Raw genomic sequence first — 15,052 nt, 5'->3', positions numbered from 1 at the left:
CGTTCTTACCTGTCGCCCAACGGGAAGCGGTGTATCAGTATATCGGGTGCGCCAGCGGCATTCAGGCGCCGGGCTGGCCCAATGTGGAGATCAGGGAATCAAAGCTGCCCTCGGCGACGCGAAACCACGGCACCTCCTTGTTGCGGAAGGCGGTCATGCTGTCGTAAAGCTTTTTGAACATGGGATCCTTGGCGCTCAAGTCCTTATAAGCCGCCATCGACGCTTCATAGCATGCTTGCAGCACCGGCTTGGGAAACGCCTTCAACTGAGCCCCCTTGGACACCAGCCTTCGCAGCGCGTCCGGATTGCCGGCGTCGTACTTGGCGATCATGTTGGCGGTTGCCATGCGGCACGCCAATGCCAGGGCCGACTGGAAAGGCTTGGGAAGTTCGTCGTAGGCGCTCTGGTTCACGTACAGCGATAGCTGCAAGGTACCGGCCCACCAGCCCGGAAAATAATAATTGCGCGCCACTTTATAGAGCGCCAGATTCTCATCGTCGTACGGCCCAATCCAGGCCACCGCGTCGACCGTGCCCTGCTCCAAGGCCGCGTAGAATTCCGCCACTGGCACATCCACCGGCGTGGCACCCAGACGCGACAGGACATGGCGCGCGAAGCCGCCCGCCTTCACCTTCAGGCCGCGCAGATCGTCCGCGGTTTTGATCTCGCCGCGAAACCACCCACCCATCTGTGCGCCCGTGTAGCCGCAGGGGAAGTTCATGATGTTGTACTTATCGAACAACACCCGCGTCAGCGCCAGGCCTTCGCCCTCGCTCATCCAGGCATTCATCTGCCGCGTGTTCAAGCCGAAGGGAACGCCGGCATCAAAGCTAAGCGCGGGATCGACGTCAAAGTAACGGGTCGACGCCGTATGGCCGCAGTCCACCACGCGATGCTGTACGGCTTCAAGCACCTGGCCCGGTTGAACAAGGTCTCCCGCCGGAAAAATCTCGATGGTGAAGCGGCCGTCGGTGACCTCGGCGACATAACGCGCAACGTCTTCAGCGCCCGCGAACAGCGTGGGCGATTCGTTCGGAAAACTGGATGCCAGCCGCCATGCTATCGTCGGCGCCTCTTGCGCGAAGGCCGGTGCTGCGATCGTGGCGCTACCGGCGGCTCCCAGGGCGGCGTGCTTCAAAAACGCGCGGCGTTGCATGGCGAAACCCCCTCTGATAAGCGCGATGAAGGCGCTGTCGACGACAACGTCTTTAATATGACTGCGTGAATGGCGACAACAACAGCGCACCGCCATCAAGCTCTTGCAAGCCAAACTCCGCCGGATACTCAATCGCGGACAAGTACAGCCCGTCCGGCGAAAAGGTGGGCGCGCCTTGCGTGCGATCTCGCCAGGACAGCAACTGCGCCATCCACGCTACGGATTCCCTGCCCTGCCCCACCTGGAGCAGCGCGCCCATGATGTTGCGCACCATGTGATGCAGGAACGCATTGGCCTTCAACGTGAAGACCAGAAACGGCCCGCGCTCCGCGATGTCAAGCCGGTGCATGTGCCGCACCGGATGCTTGGCTTGGCATTGCGACGAACGAAAGCTTGAAAAGTCGTGTTCGCCGACCAAGGCCTGCGCGGCGGCGCGCATGGCGTCCACGTCCAGCGGTTGAAAACACCAGCCCGCCCGTCCCGCCCACAGGGCTGGCCGCACGCGGCCACGCCACAGCAGATACACATAGGTGCGGGCACGCGCGGAGAAACGCGCATGAAACTCGTCTGACACTTCCTGCGCCCACTGCACTGACACACTGGGCGGTAGAAAGGCATTCACACCGCGCACCCAGGATTCCATGCGCCGGTCCAACGCCGTGTCCAGATGGACCACCTGCATCGCGCCGTGCACCCCGGTATCGGTGCGGCCGGCACATATGGTGGGCACCGCTTCCTTGACACCACAGAATCTTGCCAAGGCAGACTCCAGTGTGTCCTGCACCGTCTGCCGATGCGGCTGTGTCTGCCAACCCTGCCAAGCGGAGCCGTCGTACGCCAGCCCCAATGCAACTCTAGACATCTTTCAAACCCGAGGTCCGCTGACTCGGCGCGGTTCGTCCGTGGGCGGTTCGTCCAGGTCGAGATTGATCGTATCGAGCTTGCGGTTCAGCGCTGCCGTGTCCAGCGCGGGCTCGTTATAAGCGTACGTATCTTCGTCGTCGTCATCGCGGCGCGCACCGGCTCGGCGCAGCAGCCACGCAATGATGAATGCAATCAGCGCCAGCAAGGCGGTAACGATGACGAGAAGGTTGTCAGCCAGCCAACTGGGCATACTTGTCGTTAGGTCCTTTGTATTGTTGGCGGGTGTGCCGCCAACAGCGTTATCCGTAGAGGCCGAATTGGAAGCCCCAGCCGCATCAGGCGCCCCTGAGACACCCGATGAAGTTGTTGCACTCGGCGTGCCTGCTGCACCTGGTGTGCCTGCTGCACCCGAAGTGCCTGCTGCACCCGATGTGCCTGTTGCGCCCGATGTGCCTGTTGCACCCGGTGTACCTGCTGCACTCGAAGTGCCTGCTGCACCCGGTGTGCCTGCCGCACCCGGTGTGCCTGCGGCACCCGATGCGCCTGCTGCTCCCGATGCGCCTGCTGCTCCCGATGCGCCCGACGCTCCCGTGCCACTGGTTCCGGCAGCGCCTTGCTGCGCCACGGCCTTGTTCAACTCATCAACATTGCTTTGCAACTGATTCACGCGCCCTTCCACGTCTTTCATCGCGCGTTCATTCGATGTCCTGGCATCCGCCTGCGCCTCGGCTTGCGCGGCAGCGCTGTCCGATGCCAGGCCCGTGGACAGGCGCACGCGGTCTTGAGGAGGCGCGGCAGTGGCCACGCCGGTGTCGCCCGGTTGCGCGACGGTGCCCGACGCCGCGTCCTGCCCCTTCACCACCGATGGGTTCGCGCTGGCGGCTGCGCCGATTCGACCGCGATACCTGGCAAAGGCTTCGGCATGCTCATTGAAGATGCGACGCGCCTCGGCCGGGTCGATCGCCCTGACCGTTGCCGCATCGGGGATCTTCAAGGTCTGGCCAGCGCGCACCAGGTTCATGTTGTTCTGAATGAACGCTTCAGGATTGGCGCGCCACAAGGCCACCAGCATCTGATAAACCGAGGCGTTCGGCACTGCGTTGCGTTGCGCGATCGCGAACAGATGATCGCCACGCCTCACATTGACAGTTGCCGCCGTCGCGCGCGCCGTGCCGCCCACCGCTGCTGGCGTTACGTCGGCGCCGGTACCGCGCAGGGGCACCAGGATGCTGACCTGCACCTGACGCTGCCCCGAACTTGAACTGATATCCAACAACAGGTCGACCGCGCCGCTTGCGGGAGGCTGCGTGCCCCGAACGCGAAGGTTCTTGCGCGTGCTGTCCATGCCATCTTCAACACGGACCACCATGCTGGCCAACGGCACCGGCGGCTTCAGGCCGGCGCGCTGCCAAGCGGCTTCATCGGCCACCGACACCTTCAGGGACGACACTTCATCAGGCGTCAGTTCCTGCAACCCCACGACCGCCTGCAACGGCGCACCCGGCACCGACACCACGCGGGAATGCCCGACCCGCATGGCCAGCGCCGAACTGCACATGCTCGACCCTATCGCCAAAGCGATTGCCCATTGAAGGGCTTTTAAACGGCGGGCATGCTTCACATGGCGCGAACGCTGGGTCATAAGCTGGAATTCCGTTCTTGTAGTCGAATTACGGGCTAGCGCTGGTCTCGCGGCAGATAGGCGGGAACAGGCCTCAATTCACGGGAAAAGTGTAATGGATGACGCCCATTTCACAAACCTGAAAGGCGCATCGGCGTTGGCTCTCGGGCACATCCACCACACCCTCCCCGCGATTGCGCAAACATCAAGGGCACCCGAAGGTGCCCCTGCTTGTCTTGACGACCTGCCAGGCGCCGTTGCAAGGCGCCCGACGCGAGATATCAGGCTTCGGCCAGCGCGATGCGCAGCATGCGGCGCAGCGGCTCGGCGGCGCCCCACAGCAGTTGGTCGCCCACCGTGAAAGCGCCCAGGTACTGCGAACCCATCGACAGCTTGCGCAGACGGCCAACCGGAATGTCCAGCGTGCCGGTGACAGCCACCGGGGTCAGCGCGGAAACAGTGGCTTCCTTGGTGTTCGGCACCACCTTGGCCCATTGCGTGCCCTGCGCGATCAAGGCTTCGATCTCGTCCAGCGGCACATCGCGCTTGAGCTTGATGGTCAGCGCCTGGCTGTGGCAGCGCATGGCGCCGATACGCACGCACAAGCCGTCGATCGGCGTGGCGGGCGTACCAAACGCGGCGCCACGGCCCAGGATCTTGTTGGTTTCGACTTCGGCCTTCCACTCTTCCTTCGACATCCCGTCGCCCAGGTCCTTGTCGATCCAGGGAATCAGGTTGCCGCCCAGCGGCACGCCGAAGTGTTCATGGGGCAGCGCGGCATCTTTCTGCTTGGCCAACACGCCACGGTCGATCTCCAGGATGGCCGACGCGGGATCGTCCAACAGGGGCTTGACCGCCTGGTTGATCTCGCCGAACTGGGTCAGCAGTTCGCGCATGTGCTGCGCGCCGCCGCCCGAAGCGGCCTGGTACGTCATGGAGCTCATCCATTCCACCAGGTCGTTGTTGAACAAGCCGGCCAGGCCCATCAGCATGCAGCTGACCGTGCAGTTGCCGCCGATGAAGTTGCGCACGCCGCGCTTGAGCGCTGCGTCGATGACCGGGCGATTGACCGGGTCCAGCACGATGATGGCGTCATCGGCCATGCGCAGCGTGCTGGCCGCATCGATCCAGATGCCGTTCCAGCCGGCGCCGCGCAGCTTCGGGTAGACCTCGGACGTGTAGTCGCCGCCTTGTGCCGTCACGATGATCGGCAGTTTTTTCAGAGCATCAATGTCGTAGGCGTTTTGCAACGGGCCCGCGCCTTCGGCCCACGTGGGCGCGGCGCCGCCAGCGTTGCTGGTGGAAAAGAACACCGGTTCGATCAGTGCGAAGTCGTTCTCGTCGCGCATGCGTTGCATGAGCACCGAGCCGACCATTCCGCGCCAGCCGATAAGGCCTACTGCTTGATTCATTTCAATCGCTCTATAAAGGTGGAGACAAGGTCCAGGTGAAAAAGGCGTGCAATTCAACAATTTATCAGAATGCACGGAGGGATGTTGCGGCGCAGCTAGAAATAATTGGGGTCGAAAGCGTCCAAAACCCCGTTCGCGGCGCTGTCGCAACACGGCCGAAAAAAGGGCCGCTTTGCAGGCGGCCCTTCAAAAAGCGGGGCTCGCGCCGCAAGGGCGCTGCCCCCTTGCATGGCAATCAGGCCAGGGCTTTCAGTACTGCGTCGCCCATGCCTGCCGTGCTGACTTTCGTCGTGCCCGGCTCGAAGATGTCGGCGGTGCGCAGGCCATCGGCCAGCACACGGCGCACAGCGGCTTCAATACGGTCGGCTTGCGGGGCCAGGTTCAACGAATAGCGCAGCAACATGGCGGCCGACAAGATCGTCGCCAGCGGGTTGGCGATGCCCTGGCCCGCGATGTCCGGGGCCGAACCGTGGCTGGGTTCGTACAAGCCTTGGCCGCCCGCGTTCAGGGATGCCGACGGCAGCATGCCGATCGAACCCGTGAGCATGGCCGCTTCGTCCGACAGGATGTCGCCGAACAGGTTGCCGGTGACGATCACGTCGAACTGGCGCGGGTTGCGCACCAACTGCATCGCGGCGTTGTCGACATACATGTGCGACAGCTCGACGTCCGGGTACTCGCGCGCCACTTCGATGACGATGTCGCGCCAGAACTGCGAGGTTTCCAGCACGTTGGCCTTGTCCACGCTGCACAGCTTCTTGTTGCGCTTGCGGGCCGATTCGAAGCCGATGCGCGCAATGCGGCGCACTTCGGATTCGGCGTAGCGCATGGTGTCGTAGCCTTCGCGTTCGCCGGCGAACACGCCGTCAGGCGACGAGCGCACGCCGCGCGGCGTGCCGAAATAGATGTCGCCGGTCAGCTCGCGGATGATCAGGATATCCAGGCCGGACACGATCTCGGGCTTCAGCGACGAGGCGCTGGCCAGCTCGGGATACAAGATGGCGGGACGCAGGTTGGCGAACAGGCCCAGCGCCTTGCGCAGGCCCAGAATGGCCTGTTCCGGACGAAATTCACGCGGCAGGCTGTCGTACTTCCAGTCGCCCACAGCGCCAAACAGAATGGCGTCCGATTCCTTGGCCAGGTTCAGCGTGGCCGGCGGCAGCGGGTGTTCGAACTGGTCGAACGCGGCGCCGCCCACGGGGGCCTGCTTGATGTCGAAGGAAACGTCCAGCGCCTTCAGGACGCGCACGGCCTGTTCAACGATTTCCGGGCCGATGCCGTCACCCGGCAAGACTGCAATGTTTTGAGTCATTTAAATGCGATCCTGTGATCAGAATAGGGTTCAGGCGATGGGACGGCTTTCCAGCCACGGGTGGCGGGCCAGGCGTTCGGCCTCGAAGGCGCGGATCTTGTCGGAATGGCGAAGCGTCAGGCCGATATCGTCAAAGCCGTTCAGCAAACAGTATTTGCGGAAGGGTTCGATGTCGAAGCCCATGGCGCGGCCGTCCGCGGCAATCACCACCTGGCGGTCCAGGTCGATCTGCAACTTGTAGTTCGGGAAGGCTTTGACTTCGTCGAACAGGCGAGCCACTTCCAATTCGGACAGCACGATCGGCAGCAGGCCATTCTTGAAGCTGTTGTTGAAGAAGATGTCGGCATACGACGGCGCGATGATGGCGCGAAAACCGAACTGCGTCAGCGCCCAGGGCGCATGCTCGCGGCTGGAGCCGCAGCCGAAATTCTTGCGCGCCAGCAAAATCGATGCGCCCTGATAGCGCGGCTGGTTCAACACAAAGTCCGGATTCAGCGGACGCTTGCTGTTGTCCATGCCGGGCTCGCCGTGGTCCAGGTAGCGAAGCTCATCGAACAGGTTGGGGCCGAAACCCGTGCGCTGGATCGACTTGAGGAACTGCTTGGGGATGATGAGGTCCGTGTCGACGTTTTCGCGGTCGAGCGGAGCCACCAGGCCTTCGTGAGTGGTAAATGCTTGCATGATGTCGGTACTCGGTGCGTGATCGCTTAACGGAACGTGCGGACGTCGACGAAATGGCCGGCGACGGCAGCGGCGGCGGCCATGGCGGGGCTGACCAGGTGGGTACGCCCGCCCTGCCCTTGCCGGCCTTCGAAGTTACGGTTCGACGTGGAGGCACAGCGTTCGCCGGGTTCAAGGCGGTCGGCGTTCATGGCCAGGCACATCGAGCAGCCCGGTTCGCGCCATTCAAAACCGGCTTCGATGAAGATCTTGTCCAGGCCTTCGCGTTCGGCCTGTTGCTTGACCAGGCCGGAACCCGGCACCACCATCGCCTGGCGCACATTGGACGCTACACGCTTGCCGCGCGCCACGGCAGCCGCCGCGCGCAGGTCTTCAATGCGCGAGTTGGTGCACGAACCGATGAACACGCGGTCAACGCGAATGTCGGTCAAGGGCGTGTTGGGCTTCAAGCCCATATATTGCAAGGCGCGTTCCATGCCGCTGCGGCGCACGTCGTCTTTTTCGCGGTCGGGGTCCGGCACGCGGGAATCCACCGGCAGCACCATTTCAGGCGACGTGCCCCAGGTGACTTGCGGCTTGATGTCGCGCGCGTTCACTTCCACCACCGTGTCGAACTTGGCGCCGTCATCGGTGTGCAGGGTGCGCCAGTACTTGACGGCCTGGTCCCACACCACGCCAGTGGGCGCAAAGGGGCGGCCACGGAAGTAGTCGACGGTCTTGTCGTCCACCGCGACCATGCCCGAACGCGCGCCGGCTTCGATGGCCATGTTGCACACCGTCATGCGCCCTTCCACCGACAAGGCGCGGATCGTGCTGCCGGCAAATTCAATGGCGTGGCCCGTGCCGCCCGCCGTGCCGATGATGCCGATGATGTGCAGGACCACGTCCTTGGCCGTACAGCCGAAAGGCAAGTCGCCGTCGACCTTGATCAGCATGCTCTTGGCTTTCTTCATCAGCAGCGTCTGCGTCGCCAGCACGTGCTCGACCTCGGACGTACCGATGCCGAAGGCCAAGGCGCCCAGCGCGCCGTGCGTGCTGGTGTGCGAATCACCACAGACCACCGTCATGCCAGGCAGCGTTGCGCCTTGCTCGGGCCCGATCACGTGCACGATGCCTTGGCGCAGGTCATTCATGCGGAATTCGGTGATGCCGTATTTATCGCAGTTGGCGTCCAGCGTATCCACTTGCAGGCGCGAAATGGGGTCGTCAATGCCTTGGGCTCGATTCAGCGTTGGCACGTTATGATCCGCCACCGCCAGATTGGCGCCGGTGCGCCACGGCTTGCGCCCGGCGATTGCAAGCCCTTCGAACGCCTGGGGGCTGGTGACTTCATGCACCAGGTGGCGATCGATATAGAGCAGACAGGTGCCGTCTGATTCCTGGTGGACGATGTGGGCGTCCCAGAGTTTGTCGTAAAGGGTTTGGGCCATGGATGCGCTCTGCAAATAGACAATCCGGCTTGAGCCTCGCGCGGTTGAAAGCAACACGCTTTCCGCGCCGGCCACTGCGGCATGGGTGAATTATGCCCACGGCCCAAACCTAGTACAAGCACACCACCAATACTAGTACCACCACTACCATGTTGTATCTCGGCGCCCCGGTTTTGCCACGCCAAAAGGCTAGGCCCAAAGCGAGCATTGAGTTAATCAACAACAAAATAGATGTAAATAAAATAGATACAAAATTATCAAGTCGATATAATCCCGTTTCACTCAGGACACATCGCTTTCGAAATAATACGCAATAAACCGTATTAATAAAATCGATAGCAAAACAAACCTGTGAAGTTCGTGCAAATTCAGTCAAATTAGGTGATGTTGCGCGACGATACGTTATGGCCCGCTATTTGTTGAATATTCAGACTTAACAAATCTTGACTAGTCGAACATGACATTTACATACAACATGGCGGCCATTCATTCCCAACCTGACTCGCGAATAATCACTATGGCTTCGTTTTTGCTCAAGCGCACGACTACGATTCTTGCCCTGGCTTTTGTTCCCGCTGCATTTGCCCAAACTTCCGCGCCGGCAGCCACGCCTGCCGCTATCCCCACCGCAGGCACCCCGGCAGTGACACTGAATCAGATTGTGGAGCAGACCCTGCTCAGCAATCCCGAAATCCAGGCTAAGTACCACGACTTTCAAGCGTCTTTGGAAGGCCAGTCGGTAGCCCGTGCGGCGTTCTTCCCGCAGATCAACGCCCTGGGCTATGTGGGCCGGGAATATCGCAGCAACGTGCCCGACGTGGGTTCGCAGCGTTGGAGCCGCCCCGGCTACAACGTTGAACTGCGCCAATTGATTTTCGACGGCTTCCGCACCAGCAACGACGTCAAGCAGGCCGGCTTTGACAAGCTGGCACGCTTCTATGACGTGCTGGCCACCAGCGACAGCACGGCCTTTGCGGCGGTGCAGGCCTACATTGACCTGCAGCGCTATCGCGACATGGAACTGTTGGCGCGCCAGAATTACTCGCTGCACGAAGAAACGCTGAAGCAAATCGGCGAACGGACGGAATCGGGCGTGGGCCGCCGGGTCGACCTGGAACAGGCGGGTGGCCGCTTGTCCCTGGCTCAGACAAACCTGATGACGGAAACCGCAAATTTGCTGGACGTGCAACAGCGCTTCCAGCGCGTGACCGGCGCCTTCCCGCCTGAAGCCATGCTGCCGCCGCCTGACGTCGCCAGCAAGCTGCCCGTCAAACCCGGCAATTTCAATGAGTCCCTCCGCCGCAACCCCAGCTTCCTGTCCAAGCAGGCCGGGCTGCAGGCAGCGCAAGCGGGCGTCGCGTCGTCCAAGGGCGCGTTCTCGCCCAAGTTTGAATTCGTGGCGTCCTCGGGCCGTGACCAGAACGACCCCACACCCGAAAACCGCGACATCCAAAGCTCCAGCGTGCAGGTCGTGATGAGCTACAACCTGTACCGCGGTGGCGCTGACTCGGCCCGGGTGCGCCAGACGGCCGCGCAGTCGTACGCCGCGCGCGACATCCGCGACTACACCTGCCGCAATGTGCAGCAGGACCTGGCCGTGGCCTGGAACAACATCACCAGTCTGAGCGAGAAGCTGCCGTTCCTGCGTGACCACGAAGTGGCCACCACCAAGGTGCGTGACGCCTATCGCCAACAATTCCAGATTGGCCAGCGTTCGCTGCTGGACTTGCTGGACACCGAAAACGAGCTGTTTGAGTCACGCCGCGCATTGACCAACGGCTTGTATGACCTCAAGCTTGCGCAGTATCGCTGGCTGGCGCTGTCGCACACGTTGCTGCCCGCCCTGGCGCTGCAACCCGCGCGCAACGAGATGCCCGAGGAAAATGGCAAGCTGGAGGTAACCGACGAAGTGATCAAGCTTTGCAATTCGACGGTTCCGGACTCTGCCCGCCTGGCTCCCGTGCGCGTTCAATACAACGAAGGCACGCTGCCGCCCACGCTCGTGCCGCTGAACGCACCCAACGCCAAGCCTTAATGGCGGTGGACGCAAGGAGGCCATATGACGCCCCAGGGCAACGAATTTTCGCAGTTGGACGCGGACTTTGTCCGCGTTCTGGAAGACCTGATCGACGCCTTGATCGCCAATGGCACCTTGCGCATGACAGACCTGCCTATACAGGCACAGCAAAAGCTTTCACAGCGCAAGCAGCAACGCGCGCGCCTCTCGGAACACCTGGACCTCCTGGATGACGATGATGGACAAGTTATCTGAAGCGGCGGCTCGGGAATGGCGCACCGACGCTCGCGCGGCGCACGACGACCCCTTGCTGGACTGCCTGGTTGAAATCACGCGCCTGCATGGCGTGACCGCCACGGCCCAGGCCTTGTCTTCCGGCCTGCCGCTGGAAGAGCACCGCCTCACCCCTGCCCTGCTTCCGCGCGCCGCGGCGCGCGCCCAACTTTCCGCGCGCGTCGTCAAACGCACGCTGGACGGCATTTCCCAAGACCTGTTGCCCGCCATCCTGTTGCTGCACGGCGAGCGCGCCTGCCTGCTGCTGAAGAAAGACGACGGCAAGTATCTGGTCAGCCACCCTGAACTTGGCGGCAGTTCGGTCGAAATGACGCCCGAGGACCTGGCCGCGCAATACACCGGCCTGGTGTGCTTCGTGCGTCCGCAGTTCCGCTTCGACGCCCGCGCGCCAGAAGTCGCCAAAGTGCGCGAGCGCCATTGGTTCTGGGCCGCCATCATGGAAAACCGGCGCCTGTACCGCGACGCCTTGGTCGCCGCGCTGCTGATCAACATCTTCGCCATGGCCATGCCCTTGTTCACGATGAACGTGTACGACCGCGTGGTGCCCAACAACGCCGTTGAAACGCTCTGGGTACTGGCCATCGGCATCACGCTGGTGGTCATCTTCAACATGATCCTGTCCACGGCGCGCTCGCACGTAGTGGACAGCGCCAGCAAGCGGGTCGACGTGCGCCTGTCCGCGCAAATCATGGAGCGCGTGCTGGACCTGCGCCTGGAGGGCCGCCCGGTGTCGGTGGGGTCTTTCGCGGCCAACCTGCGTTCATTCGAATCCATCCGCGACTTCATCGCATCCGCCACCATCACCACGCTTGTCGACCTGCCCTTCATCCTGCTGTTCCTGGCCGCGCTGGTCTGGATCTCACCCTGGATGATCCTGCCGCCGCTGGTTGCCATCGTCTTGATTCTGCTGGTGTCTTTTGCCGCGCAAGCCCGCATGGAGGCCCTGACCATGGCCAGCTTCCAGGCCAGTTCGCAGCGCAACGCAACGCTGGTGGAAGCGCTGACCGGACTGGAAGCCGTCAAAACGCTGAACGCGCAAGGCGCCGTCCAGCGCAACTGGGAACGCGCCACGGAGTTCATCGCACAAACCAGCGGCAAGCTCAAGCTGATCTCGTCGTCCACCGTGGGCTTTGTGCAGGCTGTCCAGCAAATGGTGTCGATCGCCGTTGTGATCATCGGCGTTTACCAAGCACAGGAATCCGCCATGTCCATGGGCGGCATCATCGCCGCATCCATGATCGCCAGCCGCTGCCTGGCGCCACTGGGCCAGGTGGCCGGCCTGTTGATGCAGTACCAGAACGCCCGCACGTCACTGGGTTCGATCGACAACTACATGAAGCTGCCGATCGAGCGCCCGGCCGAAGCCGAGTTCCTGCATCGCCCCGTCTTCCACGGCGGCCTGGAATTCCGTGACGTCACGTTCACCTACCCCGGCAGCACCCAGCCGGTACTGAAAAAGGTGTCGTTCAAGCTCAAGCCTGGCGAAAAGGTCGGCATCATCGGCCGTATCGGTTCAGGCAAGACCACGTTGGAAAAGTTGGCGTTGGCGCTGTATCAGCCCACCGAAGGCGCCGTGCTGCTGGACGGCGTGGACGTGCGCCAGATTGATCCGGCCGACGTGCGCCGCGCCATCGGCCATGTGCCGCAAGATCCCACGCTGTTCTACGGCAGCCTGAAGCACAACCTGGCCATGGGCGCGCCCTATGCCGACGACGCCAGCATCCTGGCGGCCGCGAACCTGGCCGGCGTTTCCGACTTTGCCAACCTGCACCCCAACGGTTTTGACATGGTGATTGGCGAACGCGGCGAATCGCTGTCGGGCGGCCAGCGCCAGTCCGTCGCGGTAGCCCGCGCCTTGATCAACGACCCGCCGATCCTGCTGCTGGACGAGCCCAGCAGCAACATGGACCACCAGAGCGAAGCCCAATTGCGCAAGCGACTGGGCGAGGCCAGCGCCACCAAGACCATCCTGTTGGTCACACACCGCACCGCGCTGCTGGACTTGGTTGATCGCCTGATCGTGATCGACAACGGCCATATTGTGGCGGATGGTCCCAAGGAGCAAGTTGTCGAGGCCTTGCGTCAAGGACGCGTTGGACGCGGGAGTTAAGGGCGCCATGCAGAACAACCCAGGAGCAACCAAGCCCGGCCTGTTAGGCGGCTTGGGGCGCAAGTTGCGCAACATATTCGTATTCTTCTTCGATCGGCTGCTGGACGGCGCCGACAACGGCAAGCGGGAAAAGCGTTCCGACTACGTGGGCAACGCCGAATGGGTGATCCACGAATCCCAGGCGCGCGGGTCACGCGTGTTGCTGTGGGTGGCGCTGCTGGCGACCTTTCTGTTGATCGTCTGGGCGGCCACCGGCAGTATCGACGAAGTGGTCCGGGGCGAAGGCAAGGTAGTGCCATCGCGCCAGGTGCAGATCATTCAAAGCCTGGACGGCGGCATCGTCGAGGAAATCCTGGTCCGTCCCGGCCAGGAAGTGCAAGCAGGCCAGACGCTGCTGAAGATAGATTCCACGCGCTTTGCGTCCTCGCTCGGCGAAAACAACGCCGAATATCTTTCGTTGCTGGCCAAGTCCGCCCGCCTGAAAGCGCTGGCTACCGGGGAACCCTTCGTTGCCCCGGAAGAAGTGCTCAAGCAAGCCCCCGGCCTGGCCGAAATGGAACGCAACGCCTACCTGGCGCGCAACACCGAGCTGAACGCCACCGTCAATGTGGCCCGCGAACAGCTCAACCAGCGCGAAGAAGACTTGCGCGAAACGATCGCCAAACGCGACCAGGCATCCGCCAGTTGCAGCCTGACGTCGCGGGAACTGCAGGTGACGCGGCCGCTGCTCAAGAGCGGCGCCGTGTCTGAAGTGGACCTGCTGCGTTTGCAGCGCGATGTGGCGCGGTATTGCGGCGAACAGAAAGGCGCCGAAGCGCAGATCGACCGCTTCCAGGCATCCATCAAGGAAGCGCAAAGCAAGATTCAGGAATCCGAACTCAATATCCGCAACCAGGCACGCAGCGAGCTGTCGGAAACCAACACCAAGCTGGCCACCCTGCGCCAGGGCAAGCTTGCGCTGGCCGACCGCGTGAAGCTGGCGGAAGTGCGCGCGCCCCTGGCCGGCACGATCAAGACGCTGTTCAACAACACGGTGGGCGGCGTGGTGCAGCCCGGCAAGGACATCATCGAGATCGTACCCAAGGACGACACCTTGCTGCTGGAGGTCCGCATCCAGCCGCGCGACATCGGTTTCCTGCACGCTGACCAGAAGGCGGAAGTGAAGTTCACCGCCTACGACTTCTCGATCTACGGCGGTCTGGAAGGCAAGATCGAACAGATCGGCGCGGATACCGTGACGGACGAGAAAGGCAATTCCTATTACGTGGTGCGGGTCCGCACCGATCGCAGCACCGTGGGCGACAAGCTATTGCCCATCATCCCCGGGATGGTGGCCGAGGTTCATATCCTGACGGGTAAGCGCACCGTGCTGCAGTACCTGCTCAAGCCGATTCTGCGTGCCAAGGCAAACGCCTTCACCGAACGTTAAAGGAGAGCTGGAAGGCTTTATGAAACCCGTTCCCGTCCTGTTGATTACGCACGACGACCTGCTCTGGCAGCACTGGCGCGCGCTGGATTCCTCGCGCTGGCTGGCTGCCCGCGGTCGTGGCCTGGCCGACCTGCAACGCTGGCGCGAGCAAGGCCGCACGCTGGCCGTGCTGGATACCGGCGTGCCGCGCCTGCCGTCCTGGCAGGATCCTTCCTGGGCGCCAGCCCTGGCCGGCCTGCACCTGGTGGTGGCAAGCCCCAGCCCCAACGACGAACAAGGCACACAGGCGCTGGGGGCCGGCGCCCACGGCTACTGTCACAGCTATGCGCCCGCCGCTGCCCTGTCGCAAGCCCTTGAAGTGGTTTTGTCAGGCGGCATCTGGATGGGCCGCTCATTGGTGGCGCGCCTGCTCAAGCTGGTGACCGAACGCGCCCAGGACTCGCATGCCTGGGACGATGGGGTCTTGACCGAACGCGAGACCACCGTTGCCCGGTACGCCGCCAGCGGCCAGGCCAATGCGCAGATCGCCGATGCGCTGGGCATTACCGAACGCACGGTCAAGGCCCATCTGTCCGCCGTTTTCGAGAAGCTGAATGTGTCCGACCGCCTTCAGCTGGCCCTGCTGGTCCACGGCATTTCGGCGCCGGCCGACGCGCGCAGCAAAATACCTTCCTGAACCTGTCCTTGAGGACAATATCGCGCCCGCCCAGCGCTGTTTAGTATCTG

General features: G+C 62.6%; 12 protein-coding genes. 5 read left to right on the top strand and 7 right to left on the bottom strand.

The annotated features are described in order from the left end of the window. Nucleotides 1-61: 61 nt before the first annotated feature. The 7 genes from ELS24_RS10775 to leuC all read right to left on the bottom strand — a co-directional run bounded on the left by ELS24_RS10775 (nt 62) and on the right by leuC (nt 8,476). Nucleotides 62-1,156 (bottom strand): TRAP transporter substrate-binding protein, encoded by a 1,095-nt coding sequence (locus ELS24_RS10775; protein ID WP_050448622.1) that lies wholly within the window; start codon nt 1,154-1,156, stop codon nt 62-64. A 52-nt stretch (nt 1,157-1,208) separates the two neighbouring features. Further along, nucleotides 1,209-2,018: a tRNA pseudouridine(38-40) synthase TruA gene (gene truA / locus ELS24_RS10770; RefSeq protein WP_050448623.1), complete on the bottom strand. Its 810-nt coding sequence runs from the start codon at nt 2,016-2,018 to the stop codon at nt 1,209-1,211. A gap of 3 nt (nt 2,019-2,021) precedes the next feature. Then, on the bottom strand, nt 2,022-3,578 hold the full coding sequence (locus ELS24_RS10765; protein ID WP_240669488.1) for a type IV pilus assembly protein FimV: 1,557 nt from the start codon (nt 3,576-3,578) through the stop codon (nt 2,022-2,024). 344 nt (nt 3,579-3,922) lie between these two features. After that, nucleotides 3,923-5,053 carry an aspartate-semialdehyde dehydrogenase gene (gene asd, locus ELS24_RS10760; protein ID WP_050448625.1) on the bottom strand — a complete coding sequence of 377 codons (1,131 nt, stop codon included), beginning with the start codon at nt 5,051-5,053 and terminating at the stop codon, nt 3,923-3,925. 235 nt (nt 5,054-5,288) lie between these two features. Continuing rightward, nucleotides 5,289-6,365, bottom strand: a complete 1,077-nt coding sequence (gene leuB / locus ELS24_RS10755) for a 3-isopropylmalate dehydrogenase (protein WP_050448626.1) — start codon at nt 6,363-6,365, stop codon at nt 5,289-5,291. A 30-nt stretch (nt 6,366-6,395) separates the two neighbouring features. Beyond that, the gene (gene leuD / locus ELS24_RS10750) at nt 6,396-7,046 is read right to left on the bottom strand and encodes a 3-isopropylmalate dehydratase small subunit (RefSeq protein ID WP_050448627.1); all 651 of its coding nucleotides are present in this window, start codon (nt 7,044-7,046) and stop codon (nt 6,396-6,398) included. A gap of 26 nt (nt 7,047-7,072) precedes the next feature. Continuing rightward, nucleotides 7,073-8,476 (bottom strand): 3-isopropylmalate dehydratase large subunit, encoded by a 1,404-nt coding sequence (leuC, locus tag ELS24_RS10745; RefSeq protein ID WP_050448628.1) that lies wholly within the window; start codon nt 8,474-8,476, stop codon nt 7,073-7,075. 517 nt (nt 8,477-8,993) lie between these two features. Here leuC and ELS24_RS10740 point away from each other — a divergent pair. Genes ELS24_RS10740 through ELS24_RS10720 form a run of 5 tightly spaced genes read left to right on the top strand, consistent with a single transcriptional unit; the run spans nt 8,994 to nt 15,002 of the window. Beyond that, a complete protein-coding gene (locus ELS24_RS10740; RefSeq protein ID WP_050448629.1) occupies nt 8,994-10,511 on the top strand; it encodes a TolC family outer membrane protein in 1,518 nt (505 codons plus the stop codon). Between the two features lie 24 nt (nt 10,512-10,535). Further along, nucleotides 10,536-10,748, top strand: a complete 213-nt coding sequence (locus tag ELS24_RS10735) for a hypothetical protein (protein ID WP_050448630.1) — start codon at nt 10,536-10,538, stop codon at nt 10,746-10,748. Continuing rightward, a complete protein-coding gene (locus tag ELS24_RS10730) occupies nt 10,732-12,897 on the top strand; it encodes a type I secretion system permease/ATPase (RefSeq protein WP_050448631.1) in 2,166 nt (721 codons plus the stop codon). The genes ELS24_RS10735 and ELS24_RS10730 overlap by 17 nt, the downstream gene beginning before the upstream one ends. Nucleotides 12,898-12,904: 7 nt before the next feature. After that, nucleotides 12,905-14,326, top strand: a complete 1,422-nt coding sequence (locus tag ELS24_RS10725) for an HlyD family type I secretion periplasmic adaptor subunit (RefSeq protein ID WP_127184103.1) — start codon at nt 12,905-12,907, stop codon at nt 14,324-14,326. 19 nt (nt 14,327-14,345) lie between these two features. After that, the gene (locus ELS24_RS10720; RefSeq protein ID WP_127184102.1) at nt 14,346-15,002 is read left to right on the top strand and encodes a helix-turn-helix transcriptional regulator; all 657 of its coding nucleotides are present in this window, start codon (nt 14,346-14,348) and stop codon (nt 15,000-15,002) included. Nucleotides 15,003-15,052: the final 50 nt, after the last annotated feature.

This window comes from Achromobacter spanius, assembly GCF_003994415.1.
In the GTDB taxonomy this organism is placed as follows: Bacteria; Pseudomonadota; Gammaproteobacteria; order Burkholderiales; family Burkholderiaceae_B; genus Achromobacter; species Achromobacter spanius_C.
Note: the sequence above shows the minus strand (reverse complement) of the source record. Positions and strands in the feature narration are given on the sequence as shown.

Bases quoted from the DNA above. Each gene is read 5' to 3' on its own strand.
- ELS24_RS10775 (WP_050448622.1), bottom strand. From the start codon at position 1,156: ATGCAACGCCGCGCGTTTTTGAAGCACGCCGCCCTGGGAGCCGCCGGT.
- truA (WP_050448623.1), bottom strand. From the start codon at position 2,018: ATGTCTAGAGTTGCATTGGGGCTGGCGTACGACGGCTCCGCTTGGCAG.
- ELS24_RS10765 (WP_240669488.1), bottom strand. From the start codon at position 3,578: ATGTGCAGTTCGGCGCTGGCCATGCGGGTCGGGCATTCCCGCGTGGTG.
- asd (WP_050448625.1), bottom strand. From the start codon at position 5,053: ATGAATCAAGCAGTAGGCCTTATCGGCTGGCGCGGAATGGTCGGCTCG.
- leuB (WP_050448626.1), bottom strand. From the start codon at position 6,365: ATGACTCAAAACATTGCAGTCTTGCCGGGTGACGGCATCGGCCCGGAA.
- leuD (WP_050448627.1), bottom strand. From the start codon at position 7,046: ATGCAAGCATTTACCACTCACGAAGGCCTGGTGGCTCCGCTCGACCGC.
- leuC (WP_050448628.1), bottom strand. From the start codon at position 8,476: ATGGCCCAAACCCTTTACGACAAACTCTGGGACGCCCACATCGTCCAC.
- ELS24_RS10740 (WP_050448629.1), top strand. From the start codon at position 8,994: ATGGCTTCGTTTTTGCTCAAGCGCACGACTACGATTCTTGCCCTGGCT.
- ELS24_RS10735 (WP_050448630.1), top strand. From the start codon at position 10,536: ATGACGCCCCAGGGCAACGAATTTTCGCAGTTGGACGCGGACTTTGTC.
- ELS24_RS10730 (WP_050448631.1), top strand. From the start codon at position 10,732: ATGGACAAGTTATCTGAAGCGGCGGCTCGGGAATGGCGCACCGACGCT.
- ELS24_RS10725 (WP_127184103.1), top strand. From the start codon at position 12,905: ATGCAGAACAACCCAGGAGCAACCAAGCCCGGCCTGTTAGGCGGCTTG.
- ELS24_RS10720 (WP_127184102.1), top strand. From the start codon at position 14,346: ATGAAACCCGTTCCCGTCCTGTTGATTACGCACGACGACCTGCTCTGG.